General features: G+C 72.2%; 16 protein-coding genes and 1 pseudogene. 6 read left to right on the forward strand and 11 right to left on the reverse strand.

Features of this window, described 5'->3' with window-relative positions:
* Positions 1 to 150: 150 nt before the first annotated feature.
* Both EXU48_RS11130 and folE read right to left on the reverse strand, forming a co-directional pair.
* Positions 151 to 1,404, reverse strand: a complete 1,254-nt coding sequence (locus tag EXU48_RS11130) for an NAD(P)/FAD-dependent oxidoreductase (RefSeq protein ID WP_133107732.1) — start codon at positions 1,402 to 1,404, stop codon at positions 151 to 153.
* Positions 1,401 to 2,123 (reverse strand): GTP cyclohydrolase I, encoded by a 723-nt coding sequence (gene folE / locus EXU48_RS11135; protein WP_133107733.1) that lies wholly within the window; start codon positions 2,121 to 2,123, stop codon positions 1,401 to 1,403. Before folE ends, EXU48_RS11130 begins: the two co-directional genes overlap by 4 nt.
* Positions 2,124 to 2,193: 70 nt before the next feature.
* On the opposite strand from folE, the gene EXU48_RS11140 reads away from it, so the two are divergent.
* Both EXU48_RS11140 and EXU48_RS11145 read left to right on the forward strand, forming a co-directional pair.
* Entirely contained in the window at positions 2,194 to 2,847 is a 654-nt protein-coding gene (locus EXU48_RS11140) for a helix-turn-helix transcriptional regulator (RefSeq protein ID WP_133107734.1), read from the forward strand.
* A 65-nt stretch (positions 2,848 to 2,912) separates the two neighbouring features.
* Positions 2,913 to 3,602 (forward strand): response regulator transcription factor, encoded by a 690-nt coding sequence (locus EXU48_RS11145; RefSeq protein WP_133107735.1) that lies wholly within the window; start codon positions 2,913 to 2,915, stop codon positions 3,600 to 3,602.
* Positions 3,603 to 3,665: 63 nt separating this feature from the next.
* Here the strand turns inward: EXU48_RS11145 and EXU48_RS25405 are convergent.
* Positions 3,666 to 5,456: pseudogene (locus EXU48_RS25405) on the reverse strand (sensor histidine kinase); the annotation flags it as partial.
* 408 nt (positions 5,457 to 5,864) lie between these two features.
* Between EXU48_RS25405 and EXU48_RS11155 the strand changes: the two are divergent.
* Positions 5,865 to 6,503, forward strand: coding sequence for a hypothetical protein (locus tag EXU48_RS11155; protein WP_133107737.1), 639 nt, complete (start codon positions 5,865 to 5,867; stop codon positions 6,501 to 6,503).
* Positions 6,500 to 7,105, forward strand: a complete 606-nt coding sequence (locus EXU48_RS11160) for a hypothetical protein (RefSeq protein ID WP_133107738.1) — start codon at positions 6,500 to 6,502, stop codon at positions 7,103 to 7,105. The genes EXU48_RS11155 and EXU48_RS11160 overlap by 4 nt, the downstream gene beginning before the upstream one ends.
* 139 nt (positions 7,106 to 7,244) lie before the next feature.
* Here EXU48_RS11160 and EXU48_RS11165 read toward each other — a convergent pair whose 3' ends face one another.
* From EXU48_RS11165 to EXU48_RS11180, 4 genes are all read right to left on the reverse strand, one after another.
* On the reverse strand, positions 7,245 to 7,640 hold the full coding sequence (locus EXU48_RS11165; RefSeq protein ID WP_235856972.1) for a type II toxin-antitoxin system VapC family toxin: 396 nt from the start codon (positions 7,638 to 7,640) through the stop codon (positions 7,245 to 7,247).
* Entirely contained in the window at positions 7,637 to 7,882 is a 246-nt protein-coding gene (locus tag EXU48_RS11170; RefSeq protein WP_133107739.1) for a type II toxin-antitoxin system VapB family antitoxin, read from the reverse strand. Before EXU48_RS11170 ends, EXU48_RS11165 begins: the two co-directional genes overlap by 4 nt.
* A 74-nt stretch (positions 7,883 to 7,956) precedes the next feature.
* Entirely contained in the window at positions 7,957 to 8,727 is a 771-nt protein-coding gene (locus EXU48_RS11175) for an SDR family NAD(P)-dependent oxidoreductase (protein WP_133107740.1), read from the reverse strand.
* A 216-nt stretch (positions 8,728 to 8,943) separates the two neighbouring features.
* A complete protein-coding gene (locus EXU48_RS11180) occupies positions 8,944 to 10,134 on the reverse strand; it encodes an aminotransferase class I/II-fold pyridoxal phosphate-dependent enzyme (protein WP_133107741.1) in 1,191 nt (396 codons plus the stop codon).
* Between the two features lie 59 nt (positions 10,135 to 10,193).
* Here EXU48_RS11180 and EXU48_RS11185 point away from each other — a divergent pair, with 59 nt between their 5' ends.
* Positions 10,194 to 10,775, forward strand: coding sequence for an isochorismatase family protein (locus EXU48_RS11185; protein WP_133107742.1), 582 nt, complete (start codon positions 10,194 to 10,196; stop codon positions 10,773 to 10,775).
* A gap of 76 nt (positions 10,776 to 10,851) precedes the next feature.
* On the opposite strand, the gene EXU48_RS11190 is transcribed toward EXU48_RS11185, so the two are convergent.
* Genes EXU48_RS11190 through rsmI form a run of 3 tightly spaced genes read right to left on the reverse strand, consistent with a single transcriptional unit; the run spans position 10,852 to position 12,683 of the window.
* Positions 10,852 to 11,259, reverse strand: coding sequence for a GNAT family N-acetyltransferase (locus tag EXU48_RS11190; RefSeq protein ID WP_133107743.1), 408 nt, complete (start codon positions 11,257 to 11,259; stop codon positions 10,852 to 10,854).
* Positions 11,260 to 11,291: 32 nt separating this feature from the next.
* Positions 11,292 to 11,753 (reverse strand): hypothetical protein, encoded by a 462-nt coding sequence (locus EXU48_RS11195; protein ID WP_133107744.1) that lies wholly within the window; start codon positions 11,751 to 11,753, stop codon positions 11,292 to 11,294.
* Between the two features lie 60 nt (positions 11,754 to 11,813).
* On the reverse strand, positions 11,814 to 12,683 hold the full coding sequence (gene rsmI / locus EXU48_RS11200) for a 16S rRNA (cytidine(1402)-2'-O)-methyltransferase (RefSeq protein WP_207947696.1): 870 nt from the start codon (positions 12,681 to 12,683) through the stop codon (positions 11,814 to 11,816).
* Positions 12,684 to 12,716: 33 nt separating this feature from the next.
* Between rsmI and EXU48_RS11205 the strand changes: the two genes are divergently transcribed.
* On the forward strand, positions 12,717 to 14,609 hold the full coding sequence (locus EXU48_RS11205; RefSeq protein ID WP_133107745.1) for a dolichyl-phosphate-mannose--protein mannosyltransferase: 1,893 nt from the start codon (positions 12,717 to 12,719) through the stop codon (positions 14,607 to 14,609).
* 22 nt (positions 14,610 to 14,631) lie between these two features.
* Here the strand turns inward: EXU48_RS11205 and EXU48_RS11210 are convergent, their stop codons facing one another.
* On the reverse strand, positions 14,632 to 15,417 hold the full coding sequence (locus EXU48_RS11210; RefSeq protein WP_133107746.1) for a nucleotidyltransferase domain-containing protein: 786 nt from the start codon (positions 15,415 to 15,417) through the stop codon (positions 14,632 to 14,634).
* Positions 15,418 to 15,422 lie beyond the last annotated feature (5 nt).

A 15,422-nucleotide genomic window follows, 5' to 3' on the forward strand; every position in this document is an offset into this window, starting at 1 on the left:
CATCGTGCCATCCGAGCGGGCCGCCCTGCCCTCCACCCCGGGGTGAGAGTGCTGGAGTGGCAACCGCTTCAGCACTCTCGAGCGGCGCGCCTTCGGGTGAGCGTGCGGAGTTGGCTGCCACTTCAGCACTCTCGAGCGACGGGCCGGGCGTCAGAGGTCGCCGATCGCGACGTCCAAGTCCGCCAGACGTGCCACAGCCACGCCGCGGCCGGACGCGATCAGCGCGTCGATGGCCTCGTTCACGTCCCAGATGTTGACGTTCATCCCGGCGACGACCCGGGCGGCGTCGTCGGGCCCGGTCACCCAGAACGCGATGAACTCGCCGGATGAGACGTCGCCGCGGTAGACCACCCGGGAGCCGGCCATCAGGTCGCCGTAGCCGGAGAACTCCATGCCGAGGTCGAACTGGTCGGTGTAGAAGTACGGCACCCGGTCGAAGCTGACGTCCTCACCGAGCATGCTCCGCGCCGCGGCCGCGCCCTGGCGTTCGGCGTTGGCCCAGTGGTCGGAGCGCAGGTGTCGTCCGAGCACCGGGTGGAACGCGCTCGCGACGTCCCCGGCCGCGTACACGTCCGCGGCACCCTCAGCGTCCCCCTCGGCGCGCAGCGCGGCATCCACGACCACGCCGCGCTCGACCCGGAGCCCGGCGGCCTGCGCCAGGTCGGAGTTCGGCACGGCGCCCACCCCGATCACGACCACGTCGGCCTCGATCACCTCACCGTCGGCCAGGCGCACCCCCGTGACGTCGCCCTCCCCCTCGAGGCCCGCGACGCTCACCCGCATCCGCAGGTCGACCCCGTTCCGGCTGTGCAGCGCGCCGAAGTAGGCGCCGAGTTCGGCGCCGAGCGCCACTTCGAGCGGAACGGCCTCCTGACCGAGCACGGTCACCTCGTTGCCGTAGCCGCGGGCGGCCGCGGCCACCTCGAGCCCGATCCAACCGGCACCGACGATGACGACCCGCCGTCCGCCGTCGGCCAGCGCGGCGCGCAGCGCCTCGGACTCGGTGAGCGTGCGCAGGTAGTGGACCCCGCCGAGGTCCGGAAAGGTCTCCGCGGGCAGACGCCGCGAGGACGCACCCGTGGCGAGCAGCACCTTGGTGTACGCGAGCCGCTCGCCGTCGTCGAGCACCACCTCGCGGGTGGCCGGGCGCAACTCGAGCACCGGCGTCCCCCGGCGCAGGTCCACATCGTTCTCCGCGTACCAGGACTCCGGGTGCACCTGCGGCTCGGACCTGTCCGCGGCGCCCGCGAGGAACTCCTTGGACAGCGGCGGCCGGATGTAGGGCACCTCGTCCTCACCGGCGAGCAGCACCACCCGGCCGGGGAACCCCTGCTCGCGCAGAGTGGTCGCGGCGGTGGCCCCGGCCAGCCCGCCCCCGATGATCACGAACGTCTGCTCTGTCATGACTGCCATCCTCGTCCGCCCTCGCCCGCTCGTACAGGAACACTCCCGGCAGTTCCCAGGCAGATTCCGAGGAACTCGGAACGCCTCGGGTCCTGTTGCAGCACACCGTGCAGCGCGCTGGTCACGGTCCGGGTACCGCGCACCCCAACGCCGCGCAGGGACATGCACTCGTGCTCGGCCGCGAGCACCACCCCGACGCCGCGCGGGTCCAGCCGCTCGTCCAGGAAGTCGGCGACCTGCTGGGTGAGGCGCTCCTGGACCTGCAGGTCGCGGGCGAAGTGCTGCACCACGCGCGCCAGCTTGGACAGGCCCACCAGGCTCGCTCCGGGCAGGTAGGCCACGTGTGCGACGCCGGTGAACGGGAGCAGGTGGTGCTCGCACAGGGAGTGGAACGGGATGTCGCGGACCAGCACGAGTTCGCGGTAGCCCTCGTCGTTGTCGAACGTGGTGAGGGTGAGCGCGCGCGGGGTGAGCAGTTCCAGGTAGGCGTCCACGACCCGTCGGGGCGTGTCCCGCAGGTGCGGTCCACGCACGTCACGGCCGAGGGCCGCGAGGAGGTCGCCGACGGCGGTGATCGCCTTCGCGCGGTCGATCGGTGGGTCGTCGGACAGCCCGTGCCGGCGGTCGACGGCGTCGCTTCCGTCGGCGGCGTCGCGCGGACGCCCGGGGGCGGACCGAAGGCTCGGCGGCTCGGCGGTGAGGGTGGTCAGGTCGTCCATGGACCGACCGTAGATCCGCTCCAGAACCCTCGTCCAGCAGAGTTGTTTTTAGAAGCGTACAGTCGCCGTCATGGTCGAGGACCCCACCCACCGGCTCGCTGCGCTGGAGCACCCGACGCGCCGCGCGCTGTACGACCTGATCGCCGAGGCCACCGAGCCCGTAGGTCGGGAGACCGCCGCGGGTGCGCTCGGGCTGAGCCGCAGCACCGCAGCGTTCCACCTGGACGCACTGGCCGACGCGGGTCTGCTCGACGTGGAGTTCCAGCGACTGGGCGGGCGCCGCGGTCCCGGGGCCGGCCGCCCGACGAAGCTGTACACCCGCGCCGCCGAGGAGATCTCGGTGTCCGTGCCGCCCCGGCACTACGAGCTCGCCGCGGACCTGTTCGCCGGGGCGATCGCCGAGTCCGCACGCACCGGCGCCGGCGTCCGGGACGTGCTCCGCGAGCGCGCAGCCGCCGACGGCCGCGCTCGCGGCGTGCGCGCGGGCACGTTCGAGGCAGCGCTGGCGAGCGTGGGCTTCACCCCGCGCCAGGAGCCGGCCGGCGACCTGGTGATGGGCAACTGCCCGTTCCATCAGCTCGCGCAGGCGCACACCGAACTGGTCTGCGACCTCAACTACTCGCTCGTGCGGGGCATGGCCGAGGGCACGTCGTGCGGGCGCCGAGTGGTCGCCGATCCCGGCGCCGGTCGCTGTTGCGTGCGGGCCGAGGCCCGATCCGAGTAGGGGCCCTGCCAGCTCTGGCACCGATTGGGGACGGCGGAACCCGCTCACCACGGTACGTTCCACGTATGGACCGGCCCACCCAGCTTCGGGTCGTGCTCGCGGAGGACAGCTACCTGATCCGCGAGGGGTTACGGCTGCTCGTCGGCTCGGTCCCGGACCTCGACCTGGTCGCCGCGGTCGATTCGCTCCCCGGCCTGCTGGCCGCCGTGGCGGACCATCGGCCGGACGCGGTGGTGACCGACATCCGGATGCCACCCACGCACGTCGACGAGGGCATCCGGGCGGCCGAGCAGTTGGCCAGCGAGCATCCGGGAGTCGGCGTGGTGGTGCTGTCGAACTACGTCGAACCGGAGTGGGCGCTGCGATTGTTCGAGCCGACCTCGGCCAGGCGTGCCTACCTGCTCAAAGAGCGGGTCGGAGACCTCGCCCAAGTGCTGGCGGCGGTCAACGCGGTGGCGGCCGGCGGCACCGTGTTGGACCCGATGGTGGTCGACGCCCTGGTGCAGGCCCGCGAGCGGCGGGAGGCGTCGCTCCTGTCACGGCTGACGCCTCGGGAACTGGAGATCCTCTCCCGCGTCGCTATCGGTGACTCCAACGCCCGGATCGCCGAGGAGCTCGTCCTCACCGAACGCACCGTCGAGAAGCACATCACCTCGGTGCTGGCCAAGCTCGGGCTCGACCCGCACGACTCCGCGGCCCATCGCCGGGTTCGCGCCGTCCTGGTCTACCTCGCCGCGGTCGGCGACCAGGAGTGAGGGCTGGGCCGCGCCGAGGGCGGACCGAACGGGTGGCAAGGACGAGCCGGACGTTGGGATGCTGACGCTGACCCGGGTGCCCTCCCCCGGTGCGGAACGCACCCGCGCCACGCCACCCAGGGCACTCACCCGGTCCGTGATCCCGTCCAGACCTGACCGCACCACGGTCGCTGGGTCGAAACCGCGGCCGTCGTCGGTGACCGTGAACTCCAGCTCGTCGGGCTCGCAGGAGATGTCCACCCGGATCGCGGCGGCGTTGGCGTGGCGTCCTGCGTTCTGGACCGCCTCGACGCAGGTGAAGTAGGCCGCGCCCTCCACCGCGCGCGGGTACCGGGCGTTGCCGGTCTGCTCGACGGTGACCGGCAGCGCGATGTCGCGCAGGTGGGCACGCAGGCCGGGCGGGAAGCCCAACTGATCCAGCACCGGCGGGTGCAGGCCCCGGGCCAGTGCGCGCAGGTCCCGGATCGCGGCGTCAACGTCGTCCGCGAGCCGGCCGAGCGCATCGGCGAGTTCGCGGCCGTCGCTCTCGGCCAGGTTCCGGTGCAGCTCGCCGAGGTGCAGCTTCACGGCGATCAGCCGCGCCTGGGCGCCGTCGTGGACGTCGCGCTCGAGCTCGCGGCGGGCCTGGTCCTGCGCCTGGACGATCCGCTGCCGAGAGGCGCGGGTTTCAGCGAGCTGCTCCGTCAGCACCTGGGTCAGCCGATCGTTCTCGAGCAGCACCGAGAGCAGCCGGGCCACGTCCTGGAGCAACTGTGCCGTCGCCGGCAGCAGGTCCTTCGCGGCCCGGGCGTAGACCCGGATCTCCCCGAGCCGGCGGGCACCGTCGCTCACGCCGGCACGGCACCTCGACGGCCCGCCGTCGACCGCGCCGACCCCCACGACGGTCGCCGGGCCCCCGGCCACCGCGAGTTCGATCTCGACCCGCGCGGCGCCGGTGGCACTCAGCACCATCTCGGCGACATCGGTCGCGGTCGCCGCGTCCACCGTCCCACCGTGGTCGGCCAGTCGGGACAGGACCTCGGCTCGGTCGGTCCGGTCGCCGTAGAGCAGCCGGTCGACGCCGCGGCCCAGCAGCCGCCGGGTCGGCTCGACCAGCAGCGCGAGCGCGGCGACGGCCAGCAGCGGCAGCACCGGGTCGCTGGTGCGGGATCCGACGAGCCGGCCGATCCAGACCACGACCAGCAGGTAGGCGAGCGCCACCAGCGCCGACAGCACCGTGACCACGCCACGCTTGCCCACGACCGGCTCCAGGTCGTGCAACCGGAACCTGGCGATCGCGACACCATAGGTGACCAGGAACGCACCGATCCCGACGTGCACCAGCGGGATCCACACCTGCGGCCACGGGTAGGTCACGATCGCCAGCAGTGCGACGGCGATGAGGACGCCGCCCACGGCCTCGAACCGGCGCCGCTGCAGCCCGCTGGCACGCCAGCGGAGCACGAACGAGGCCACGCCCGCGACCGCGACGGACAGCGTGAGTACCCCACCCGTCACGAACAGCACCCCGACGGCGGCCGGCGGGTCGGCAGGGGCCCAGTCCGCCGTCGGCCATGCGTCGACTGCGGCCCCGGTCATCAGCAGCGCGGCGGCCGCGGCCGCGACGGCGGGCACCCACCGCAGGCGCGGCATGCGCAACTCACCGTCCGGGAAGTACGCGATCAGCAGCACCGCCAGGATGGCGGGAGGCACCCACAACGCGTTCATCAGCAGCAACGGCACCGCCGCGGACAGCGGAAGGTCCGCCGGGACGAGCCCGTGGTCACCGACCAGGGCTAGCGTGTGGCCGGCCGCGAACAGCTGGAGATCGGCCACCGTCGCCGTGAGCACGTGCGCTGACTGGAGCACCCCCATCGCGAACAGGATCCGCCCGGCGCCGTGGCCGGGGAAGCGCCGCAGGACGACGTAGCCGAACCACAGCGACAGCACCCCGGCCGGCCCGTTCAGTACGATCCAGAGCCCATAGAAGACCTCCGGACGTCGCCCTCGCGCCGCGAGCAGCAGCACACACCCGAGCACCGTCGCGGTGCCGAGCCACGCGACGGCGAGCAGTGGGCTGGTGCGGGCTGAGGCCGACACCCTTTGAGTATCTGCCCAGCCTTCGCCCAGTGGAAGTGCGGCCAGCCACACGACCGTGGTGCGGCCCACCGCACCACAGGTTCGGAGCCAGCAGGCTGGCTCGGCTCGTGGCTTCGGAGCACGCTCGAAGGTGCCGGCCACACCTTGCCCGTTGCTCACCCGCACCGACCTGTAGGAGAAACCATGGCCACCACGACCCGCACCGTCGCGGCACCCACGACGGTCACGATGCCTTTGTTGTTCCCGGTCGCCATGATCGTGGCGCCGATCCTGCTCATGGCCAGCACGTTCGCCTTCCTCAGCGTGGGCGGCGGCATCAACGACGGCATCGTCGGCGGCGTCCTCACCGTCTGGGCGGTCATGGCGTTCGTCCTCGCCTTCGTCGGGTGCGCACGCATCCTCGAATCCCGGATGCCCAAGGGCGCACAGCTGTTGGCCTTCGGTGCCGCGGCCGTCGGTGCCGGTGGTGCCGGCTTCGGCATCTCCGCCATCTACGTCCAACTGTTGCGCGAGGACCACGCGATCGACGGCGTCGCGGCTGTGGACGCCCACCCGTTCGCGATCCTGGCCCTGCTGCCCTGGGGGTGGTTCATGCCGTTGACCTGCATCCTGGTCGGTGCGCTGCTCTGGCGGGCGCGCCTGCTCCCCTGGTGGCACGGCGTCCTGTTCATCCTCGCCGGCGCGTTGTTCGTGACCGGCCGCCCGGCCCAGATCGGCGCCATCGCCGTCGCCACGGACGTCGTGTTCCTGGCCGCGTTCGTCGGTCTCGGTCTCCGGACGCTCGCCGCGCGGTCCGCCGCCGGCCGGACCGAACGGTCATGACCGTTCGGGACCGCCGGGGCGACGGCGGTCGTGCAGTCGCAGGGTCCGGCGCCACCCAGGCCGTGCGGACGGCCCACGCCGCGCTCCTGGGAGCCGTGTGCGGCCTCGCCTGGGCGGCCTCTCTCCGGGCGTTGATGGCCGAACTCGCCGCGCCGTCACGGATGGACTGGTTCGGCACGTTCGGCGGAATCCTCCTACCGGGCGCGGCAGTCGGTGCCTTGCTCGCAAGCGCCTGGGCCCGCGGTGCCGCGGGCCGGGCCAACCGGATCGGCTGGTTCGCGCTCGCCCCGCTGGCGTTCGCGATCACGCTCGGCCCCGGCCAGTTGGCGTTCGCGGCACTCACCATCGCCGGCGGCTACGCCCTTGGTGCCCATGGCCGGGGCTGGCTCCGGATCGCCTGCGCGATCCTCGGTGCCGCCTTCCTGATCGCCCTGGTCGTCTCGCTGCCGCTGGTCGGCGGCGCGAGTTACGCCCTCACCGAGCCCCGTGGCGCCTGGCTGGCCGTTCTCGGCGCATCGCTGACGATCCTGATCATGGTCGCCGAAGCGATCCCGTTCCGGTACGCCTCCCGGCCGAGCGTCGGTCCCGGTCCTCGGAGTTGATGGCCGGTGCGAGTCGGCGCACCACCGACCGTCGCCACGCGCGGGTCTGACCGCGCTCGGATGGTGGGGCATCCCGAGACCGTTCGGCGGGCCTGGCAGCCGCCCGATCCCGGCGACGCGCCCTGACGGCACCGTCACTTCAAGCGTGGCGCACCGCGGGGACGTCCGTCTTGGTGAAGCCCTCGCTCTTGAAGAGAAGTGGTGCGTCGTGGACGCGGGCGACGGCGTAGGCGAGGCAGTCACCGTAGTTCAGGCCGGCCTGATGACGGCCCTTTCCGAAGCGCCGCCAGGCTTCGAGCGCTTCCCTGGCGTGCCTTCGTTCGAACGCGACAACCTCGTCGACCGCGCCGGCCACGAGCAGGTCGAGGTCGCGGGTCGCGTCGGGCCCCTGCCGGGCTTCGACGACGATCGAGGTCTCCACCAGGGTGACTGCGCCGACGATCGCCGGCTGGCTCTGCAACGCACGCAGCATCGCCTCAGCCTCTGGCTCTCCGAGGACGATCGCGACGAGCGCCGAGGAGTCGACAGCGATCACGTGGGCAGCCCATCCGCGTCGTAGCCGAGGATGTCGTCCTCGCCACGCCTGTCGAGGGTCCGCCGGGTCCGACCTCGGCGAATGATGTCGGAAAGATCCTGGTCCTTGGTCGGAGACCGGCGGAGCCTGTCGAGCCGCTCCTGGATGGCTTGCCGCGTGGCCACCGTGATCGACTCGCCGGTCGTTGCGGACAGTTCACGAGCCAGGCGATCCGTCTCAGGATCCTTGATGTTCAATGCCATCCATCCATACTGGCAGGAAGAATTCCTCCTGACAATCTTCCTCGGGTGCTGGGTCGCGCGGTCTGCGGGTTATCTCAGTCCCGGTCCTCGGAGTTGATCGACGACGCGAGCCGACGCACCAGCGACCGCGGCGCCACCCGGGACAGGAACGCGATCGTTCGGTAGAGAGCGCCCGGCACGCTCAGCACGACGCCGCGCTCGAGGTCCCGCAGCGAGGTCTCCACGAGGTGGTCGACGTCGACGTACATCCAGCCCGGCATCCTCGACATGTCGATCTCGGCGCGTTCGTGGAACTCGGTCCGCACGAATCCCGGGCACAGCGCCTGGATCCGAACGCCATGGGCGGCGACGTCGGTCGCGAGCCCCTCGGAGAACGCCAGCACCCACGCCTTCGAGGCCGAGTAGGTGCTGCCCCGCCCGGGCAGCAGGGCGGAGATCGAGGAGACGTTGATGATGGCGCCGGTGCCACGGTCGACCATCCCGGGCAGCGCGGCGTGGCTCAGCCGCAGTACGGCCTCGACGTTCACCGCCAACTGCCGGCGCAGGTCCGGCTCGTCGGCATCCAGGAACGGGGTGCCGACGGCGAGGCCCGCGTTGTTCACGAGGGTGCGGATATCGGGCCGGCCGAGCCGAGTGGCGACGGCGTCCATGCCGGCGTCGGTGGCCAGGTCGGCGCCGAGCACCTCCACGCGCGGGGAACCCGCGGCCCGGCACTCCGCCGCGATCTCCTCGAGCCGGTCGGTATTGCGGGCGACCAGCACGAGGGTGTTGCCGCGCCGCGCGAGGTGCCGGGCGAACGCGAGGCCGATGCCGGACGAGGCGCCGGTGATGAGAGCGGTTGGCATGCAGGAAGCCTAAGCCGGGTACCGCCGTCGGGCCTTTCAGGTAGGCGCCGTGCGCTTCCGCGGAAGCGCGCCGAGATAGGACCTGACGCGTCGACCTCGTACCCGCCGATGTACGAAGTCAGCACGGCAGGTCCTAGGTCACCGAACGGGCGAGGGCCAGGAGGGCGGGCGAGGGCCGGGGCGCCACGGGGCGGGCCGAAGGGCGCGGGTTCGGGCTCAGCCGGTGGTGAGCCGGGTCAGGCCGCGCTTGATGCCGCGGACCGCCTGCCCGATCCGCTGCTCGTTCTCGATGAGAGCAAACCGCACGAAGCCCTCCCCGCCCGGGCCGAAGCCGACGCCGGGCGAGACGGCGACGTCGCACTCGTTGACCAAGTGGGTGGCGAACTGGATGGAGTCCAGGTCCCGGTACGGCTCCGGGATCCGGGCCCACGCGAACATGGTGCCCTTGGGTTTGAGGATGTCCCAGCCCACGCGGGCCAGGCCGTCGTAGAGGGCGTTGCGGCGTGACTCGTAGATGCCGCTCAGCTCGGCCGGGTACTCGGTCGCCTCGTTGAGCGTGACCGTGGCCGCGATCTGGATCGGCTGGAACGTGCCGTAGTCGAGGTAGCTCTTCAGCTGGGACAGCGCCTTGATAACGTCCCGCCGGCCCACCATGAACGCGACCCGCCAGCCGGCCATCGAGTACGACTTCGTCATCGAGTAGAGCTCGACGGCGACCTCGGTGGCCCCGTCGCACTGCATGATCGACGGCGGCGTCCACCCGTCGAAGCACATGTCCGCGTAGGCGAGGTCGTGCACCAGGGCGACGTCGCGGTCCCGGGCCCAGTCGACCAGGCGCTGCAGGTCGGCCAGTTCCACGGTGGAGGTGGTCGGGTTGTGCGGGAAGGACAGCACCACCACCCGTGGCTTGGGCCAGCCCAGCTCCCAGGCCTCCATCACCCGGTCGATGTAGCCGGCGCCGTCGGTGCCGTCGCCGATCGGGACCTGCCGGGTGTCGGCGCCGGCGAAGTAGGGGCCCCAGATGTGGATCGGGTAGCTCGGCGTCGGCACGATCGCGGCGTCACCGGGGGCCAGCAGCACCCACATCAGGTGGCTGAAGCCCTCCTTCGCCCCGATCGTGGAGAGCACCTCGGCGTCCGGATCGAGGGTCACGCCGAACCGCCGCTGGTACAGGTTCGCCACCGCCAGGCGCAGGTTCGGGATGCCGCGGGAGGAGGAGTACCGGTGGTTGCGGGCATTGTGGGCGGCCTCGGCGAGCTTCTCGACGGCGATCGGCGGGGACGGCAGGTCCGGGTTGCCGAAGCCGAGGTCGATGACGTCCCGGCCGGCGCGACGGGCCTCCAGCTTGAGTCCGTCGATGATCGTGAACACGTACGGGGGCAGTCCCTCGATGCGGCGGAAGTCCATGCCGAAACGTTACCGCCGCGTGCTCCTCAGCGGCCGCGCAGGAGTGGCACAGTGGGGTCATGAGCACCGGCCGAGCACTCCTCGTCGTGGACGTCCAACCCACCTTCTGCGAGGGCGGCGCCCTCGCGGTCGACGGCGGCAATGCGGTTGCCGAGCGCGTCGCCGAGTTCGCGCGTGGTCGTCGGGGCGACTACGACCTGGTGGTCACCACCCAGGACTGGCACATCGACCCGGGCCCGCACTTCTCGGACACCCCCGACTTCGTGGACTCCTGGCCACCGCACGGCGTGGCCGGCACCCCCGAGGCGGAACTGCACCCGGCACTGGCGGACCTGGCCCCCGACGCCTCGGTGAAGAAGGGCCAGTACGCGGCCGCCTACTCCGGGTTCGAGGGGGTCGACGCGGACGGGCGCTCCCTCACCGAGATCCTGACCGCCGCGGACATCGCGGACGTGGACGTCGTCGGCATCGCCGAGTCCCACTGCGTCCGCGAGACCGCCCTGGACGCCCTCGACCTGCACCTGAACACGCGCGTGCTCACGGACCTGACCGTGCCGGTGAGCGCCCAGCAGGGCGAGGCGGCCCGCGCCGAACTGGCCGCCGCCGGGGTGGTGCTGGCTCGCTCGGACGAGATCGCGTAGTCCGCGTCCGGCGGGCGGGGCTCGACCGCTCGCTCGAGCGGAACCGGGCCTGACCGCGCGGCCGCCTCGCACCGACTCAGTCGCGCAGCACCTGCCACATCCCCAGCATCTCCTTCGCCTCCCAGCCGAGCGAGCGGTAGAGCACCTCGGCCTCCGGCGTCGCGAACAGCCCGATGAAACGGTGGCCCGGGGCATGGTCGCGGACCTGCCGCACCAGGGCGTCGACGATGGCCCGGCCGACTCCACGGCGCCGGTGGTCGGGATGAACCGCGACGTCCTCGATGTAGAAGTAGAAGGCGCCGTCGCCGACCACTCGGCCCATCCCGATGAGACCGTCGTCGTCGTGGACCACGACACCGCAGGTCGAGCCGGCCAGGGAGGCGGGCATGGACTCCCACCAGAACGCCTCACCCCAGCCGACGGCCTCGGCGAGGACCCGGTGCTCCTGCGTCGTGGGCACCCGGTCCGTGACGGTGTACGGCATGGTCACCTCCGTGTCGGATGGTCCTTCGCCACCTACGCCTCGCCAGGAAGCCGTGGCGGCTCGTCGAGGTCGGGCACCCGTCCGATCCCCTGGGCGTCATCGCCGTGTTCCTCGATGAACGCGGTGAAGATCTCCGTGCGCAGCGCGGCCACCCGATCGGCGAGCGCCGCGCGCTCGGCCTTCGTGGTGCCGGGCGCGGTCAGCAGCTGGGCCGCGTGCTCGCAGTGGGACAGCCGCTTCGACCACGCCTCCGCGCGGCGGGACTCGTCGGCGTCGTCGGCGGAGGCGGCGAGGTAGGCGACCTGGTCGCGGAGCACCTCGATCGTGGCGAGCACGTCCTGGACGGCCGTGCCCTTGCGCCGGGCAAGCCGGTTCGCCTGGTCCTGGATGCTCTGCCAGATCTCCGGGTTCGCCTTGATCAGCTCGACCGCCTTCGGCAGGAACGGGCCGATCCACTTGATCGTGTCGACGATCGCCTTGCGGTTCACGGCCACGGGCGCGCCCCCTTGTCTCCGGGGTGCCTCGCACCCGACTGCGCCCAGGCTACTTGGCCGCTAGCGGGCCCGCAGCGCCGCCTCGTACAGTTCCCGCCGGCTCACCCCGTGCGCGGCGGCCACGGTCGCGGCCGCCTCCTTGAGCCGTTCCCCCGCCTCGATCCGGGCGAGCACCTCGTCCACATGGTCGGCGGGCTCGGAGGCCGACGGCGTCGCACCGGCGACCACGACGGTGATCTCGCCGCGCACTCCGTCCGCGGCCCACCTGGCCAGGTCGGTCAGCGGTCCGCGGCGCACCTGCTCGTAGGTCTTCGTCAGTTCCCGGCAGACGGCGGCGGCCCGGTCGGCGCCGAACGCGTCGGCCATCGCGGCGAGGGTGTCGGCGATCCGGTGCGGTGACTCGAAGAACACCATCGTGCGTGGCTCGTCGGCCAGGGCGGCGAGGGCGCGGGCCCGCTCACCCGGTCTGCGGGCCACGAACCCCTCGAACGTGAAACGGTCGCTCGCCAGCCCGGAGAGGGCGATCGCGGTGAGCACCGCGCTCGGGCCGGGCACGGCGGTGACCCGCACCCCCGCGTCCGCGGCTGCCCGCACCACCCGGAAACCCGGGTCGGAGACGCCCGGCATGCCGGCGTCGGAGACCACCAGGACCGTGTCCCCCTCCTGTGCGGCGGCGACGAGCACCTGGGCCCGCTCGGACTCGTTGTGCTCGTGGTAACTGATCACCTTCGAGGTGAGGGTGACGTCGAGTCGCGCGGCGAGGGCGCGCAGCCGGCGGGTGTCCTCGGCGGCGATCAGGTCCGCCCGACGGAGCAGTTCCACGAGGCGGGGCGGGGCGTCACCGGTGTCCCCGATCGGGGTGGCGGCGAGCACGATCACACCGGATCCGCCGTCGGGGTCGGGATCGGTGCCCGCGCGATCGTTTGCCACGTCTGCCAGTGTGCCCCACTTACACTCGTGCGGGTGAGCCGGTCAGCAGAGGGGGCGCCCGACGTCGAGGCCTCCGGCGACGCCGCAGGATCCGGCCCGACGGACTCGCCGGCCCCATCCGGCACGCCCGACGCGACGGGCTCGACGGTCCAGGCCGGCCCGGCCGACGCGACGGCCTCGACGGGCCTATCCAGCCCGGCCGGTCCAACCGGACCGGCCGCACCCGCCCAGGGCCGCGACCACTCGACGCAACCTCGCGCGCAGCACGCCGCCCCCGCCGTCGGGCGCGTCACCCGGCTCCGCGAGGCGATGCGCGCACCGAAACTGACCTACGCGGGCCGTACCCGCGAGCAGATCGAGCAGAGCCTGCTGACCCGACTGCACATGGCTTCGATCCCGGGGTCGCAGCTCTGGGCGTGGCTCGGGCCCGCACTCGTGACCGCGTTCGCCGCGGTGCTCCGCCTGGCCTATCTCGACCGGCCGGCCCGGCTCGTGTTCGACGAGACCTACTACGTCAAGCAGGCCTACTCGCTGCTCGTGCTCGGCTACGAGGGCGACTGGAACGAGGAGCCCGACGAGAACTTCGCCGCCGGCGACTACTCCGACCTGCAGACCACCGCCGACTACGTGGTGCACCCCGGCGTGGGCAAGTGGATGATCGCCGCCGGGATCCGGCTGCTCGGCGTGGACAGCCCGTGGGGCTGGCGGATCAGCGCCGCCGTGATCGGCACGATCAGCGTGTTCCTGCTCGCCAGGATCGCCCGGCGGCTGTTCGGCTCGACCCTGCTCGGCTGCACCGCCGCGCTGTTCCTGGCGATCGACGGCATCCACATCGTGATGTCCAGGATCTCGATCCTGGACATCTTCCTGTCCTTCTGGGTGCTCGCCGCGTTCGGGGCGCTGCTCCTGGACCGGGAGCGACATCGGCGCCGACTCGCTAGCGCCGCCGCCGCCGAGATCGCCGAACGCGGATCGATCCGGGATCCCTGGGGTCCGAGGGTCGGCGTGCGCTGGTGGCTGGTGGTGGCCGGGGTGTGCCTGGGCCTGGCGTGCGGCGTGAAGTGGTCGGGCATCTACGCCGTGGCCGTGTTCGGGTTGTTCGCCGTCGCGTGGACGATCAGCGCCCGCCGGGCGATCGGGGTACGGCTGTGGGTGGGGGCCGGCGCGCTGCGTGACGGCGTGCCCGCCTTCGTCGCGATGGTCCCGACGGCGGCGCTCACCTACGTCCTGACCTGGCTGCCGTGGTGGCTGAGCCCGAACTCCTACAACCGGCACTGGGCCACCGAGGTGAACGCGGTCGCGGAGGTGCCCGAGCGCACCTGGATGCCGGACTGGCTGAACTCCTGGTGGGAGTACCACCTGAAGATGTGGGAGTTCCACAACAACCTGGTCTCCGAGCACACCTACATGTCGAAGCCGTGGGGGTGGCTGCTCCAGTGGCGGCCAACCTCATTCGCGTGGCGCGACATCAAGGCGGACGCCGGTGCCATGGACGTGTGCGGCGCCGAACGGTGCGCTGGCGCCATCCTGGCCGTCGGCAACCCGGTGATCTGGTGGGGCGGGGCACTGGCGCTGATCCTCGTGATCTGGGCCGCCGTGCGCCGCCGGGACTGGCGGGCCTGGGCGATCCTGGCCGGCTACCTCGCGATGTACCTGCCCTGGTTCGCCTACTCGGCCCGCACCATCTTCACGTTCTACACCGTCGCGTTCGTGCCGTTCGTGGCGCTCGCGCTGGCCTACGTGATCGGGGAGCTGATCGGCCCGCGGGACCTTCCCCTGTCCGAGCGCCGCCCCGGGATCTGGACGGCCGCCGTCATCGTGGTGCTCGCGCTCGCCGTCTCCGCGTTCTACTGGCCGATCTGGAGCAACCAGTGGGTGCCGTACACGTTCTGGCGACTGCACATGCTGCTGCCCACCTGGGTCTAGCGACAGTCCGGGAGCGCCCGGTTCAGTAGTACTCCGCGGGGAGCGCGCCGGTCAGCCAGGGCAGTTCGTTGTCGCGGATGAACGCGGACAGGGTCTGATCGCGGGGCAGGACCCGCGGCAGCCAGGCCTCGAGCCGGTCGATCAGCATGGCCGCGTCGCCGGGATCCGCCCCGGTGAGGATCCGCTGCCAGGTCTCGGTGAACCCGTCCGGGACGTCCGGCAGGCCGGCGAGCGTCGCGGTGACGTACTTCTGCCCGCGGAACAGGGTGCGGTTCACTGCGAGCACGCACCGGGCGGCGGCCAGCGCCAGGTGCAGGGCGGCGTGGCGGCGGAGGAACTCGTCACCGGAGGCGTTGGCCTGGGCGAGGAAATAGCGGCCGTGCAGCCGGGCCTGGGCGAGGTGGGCGTCCACGCGACGGTCCCACTCCTGCTCGGGCAGGATCGCGAGCGCGGCGATGGTCTCCTCGATCTCGGGCAGTCGGCTGATCACCACCCGGGCACCGGCGAACGAGGCCCGGGTGGGATCGTCGGCGCGCTCCGCCGCCACCGCGAGGTACCGCGGGCAGGCGAGCTTCACGTCCACGTAGCCACCCGGGTAGTCCTCGTCGTGGCGCTCGCTCCAGGCCAGCCGGTTCACCTGCGCCGCCGCCTGCCAGGCGTCGTCGTCGACGACGAGGTAGACGTCGACGTCGCTGCCCGGGCGTTCGGTACCGCGGGCAACGGAGCCGACGAGCACGACGGCGAGGGTCGCCTCCTGCGTGGCGGCGTCGGCGGCGTAGCGGGCCAGGGCGTCCTCGTGGTGGCGCACCGGTG

Source organism: Occultella glacieicola (assembly GCF_004353825.1).
Lineage (GTDB): Bacteria > Actinomycetota > Actinomycetes > Actinomycetales > Beutenbergiaceae > Occultella > Occultella glacieicola.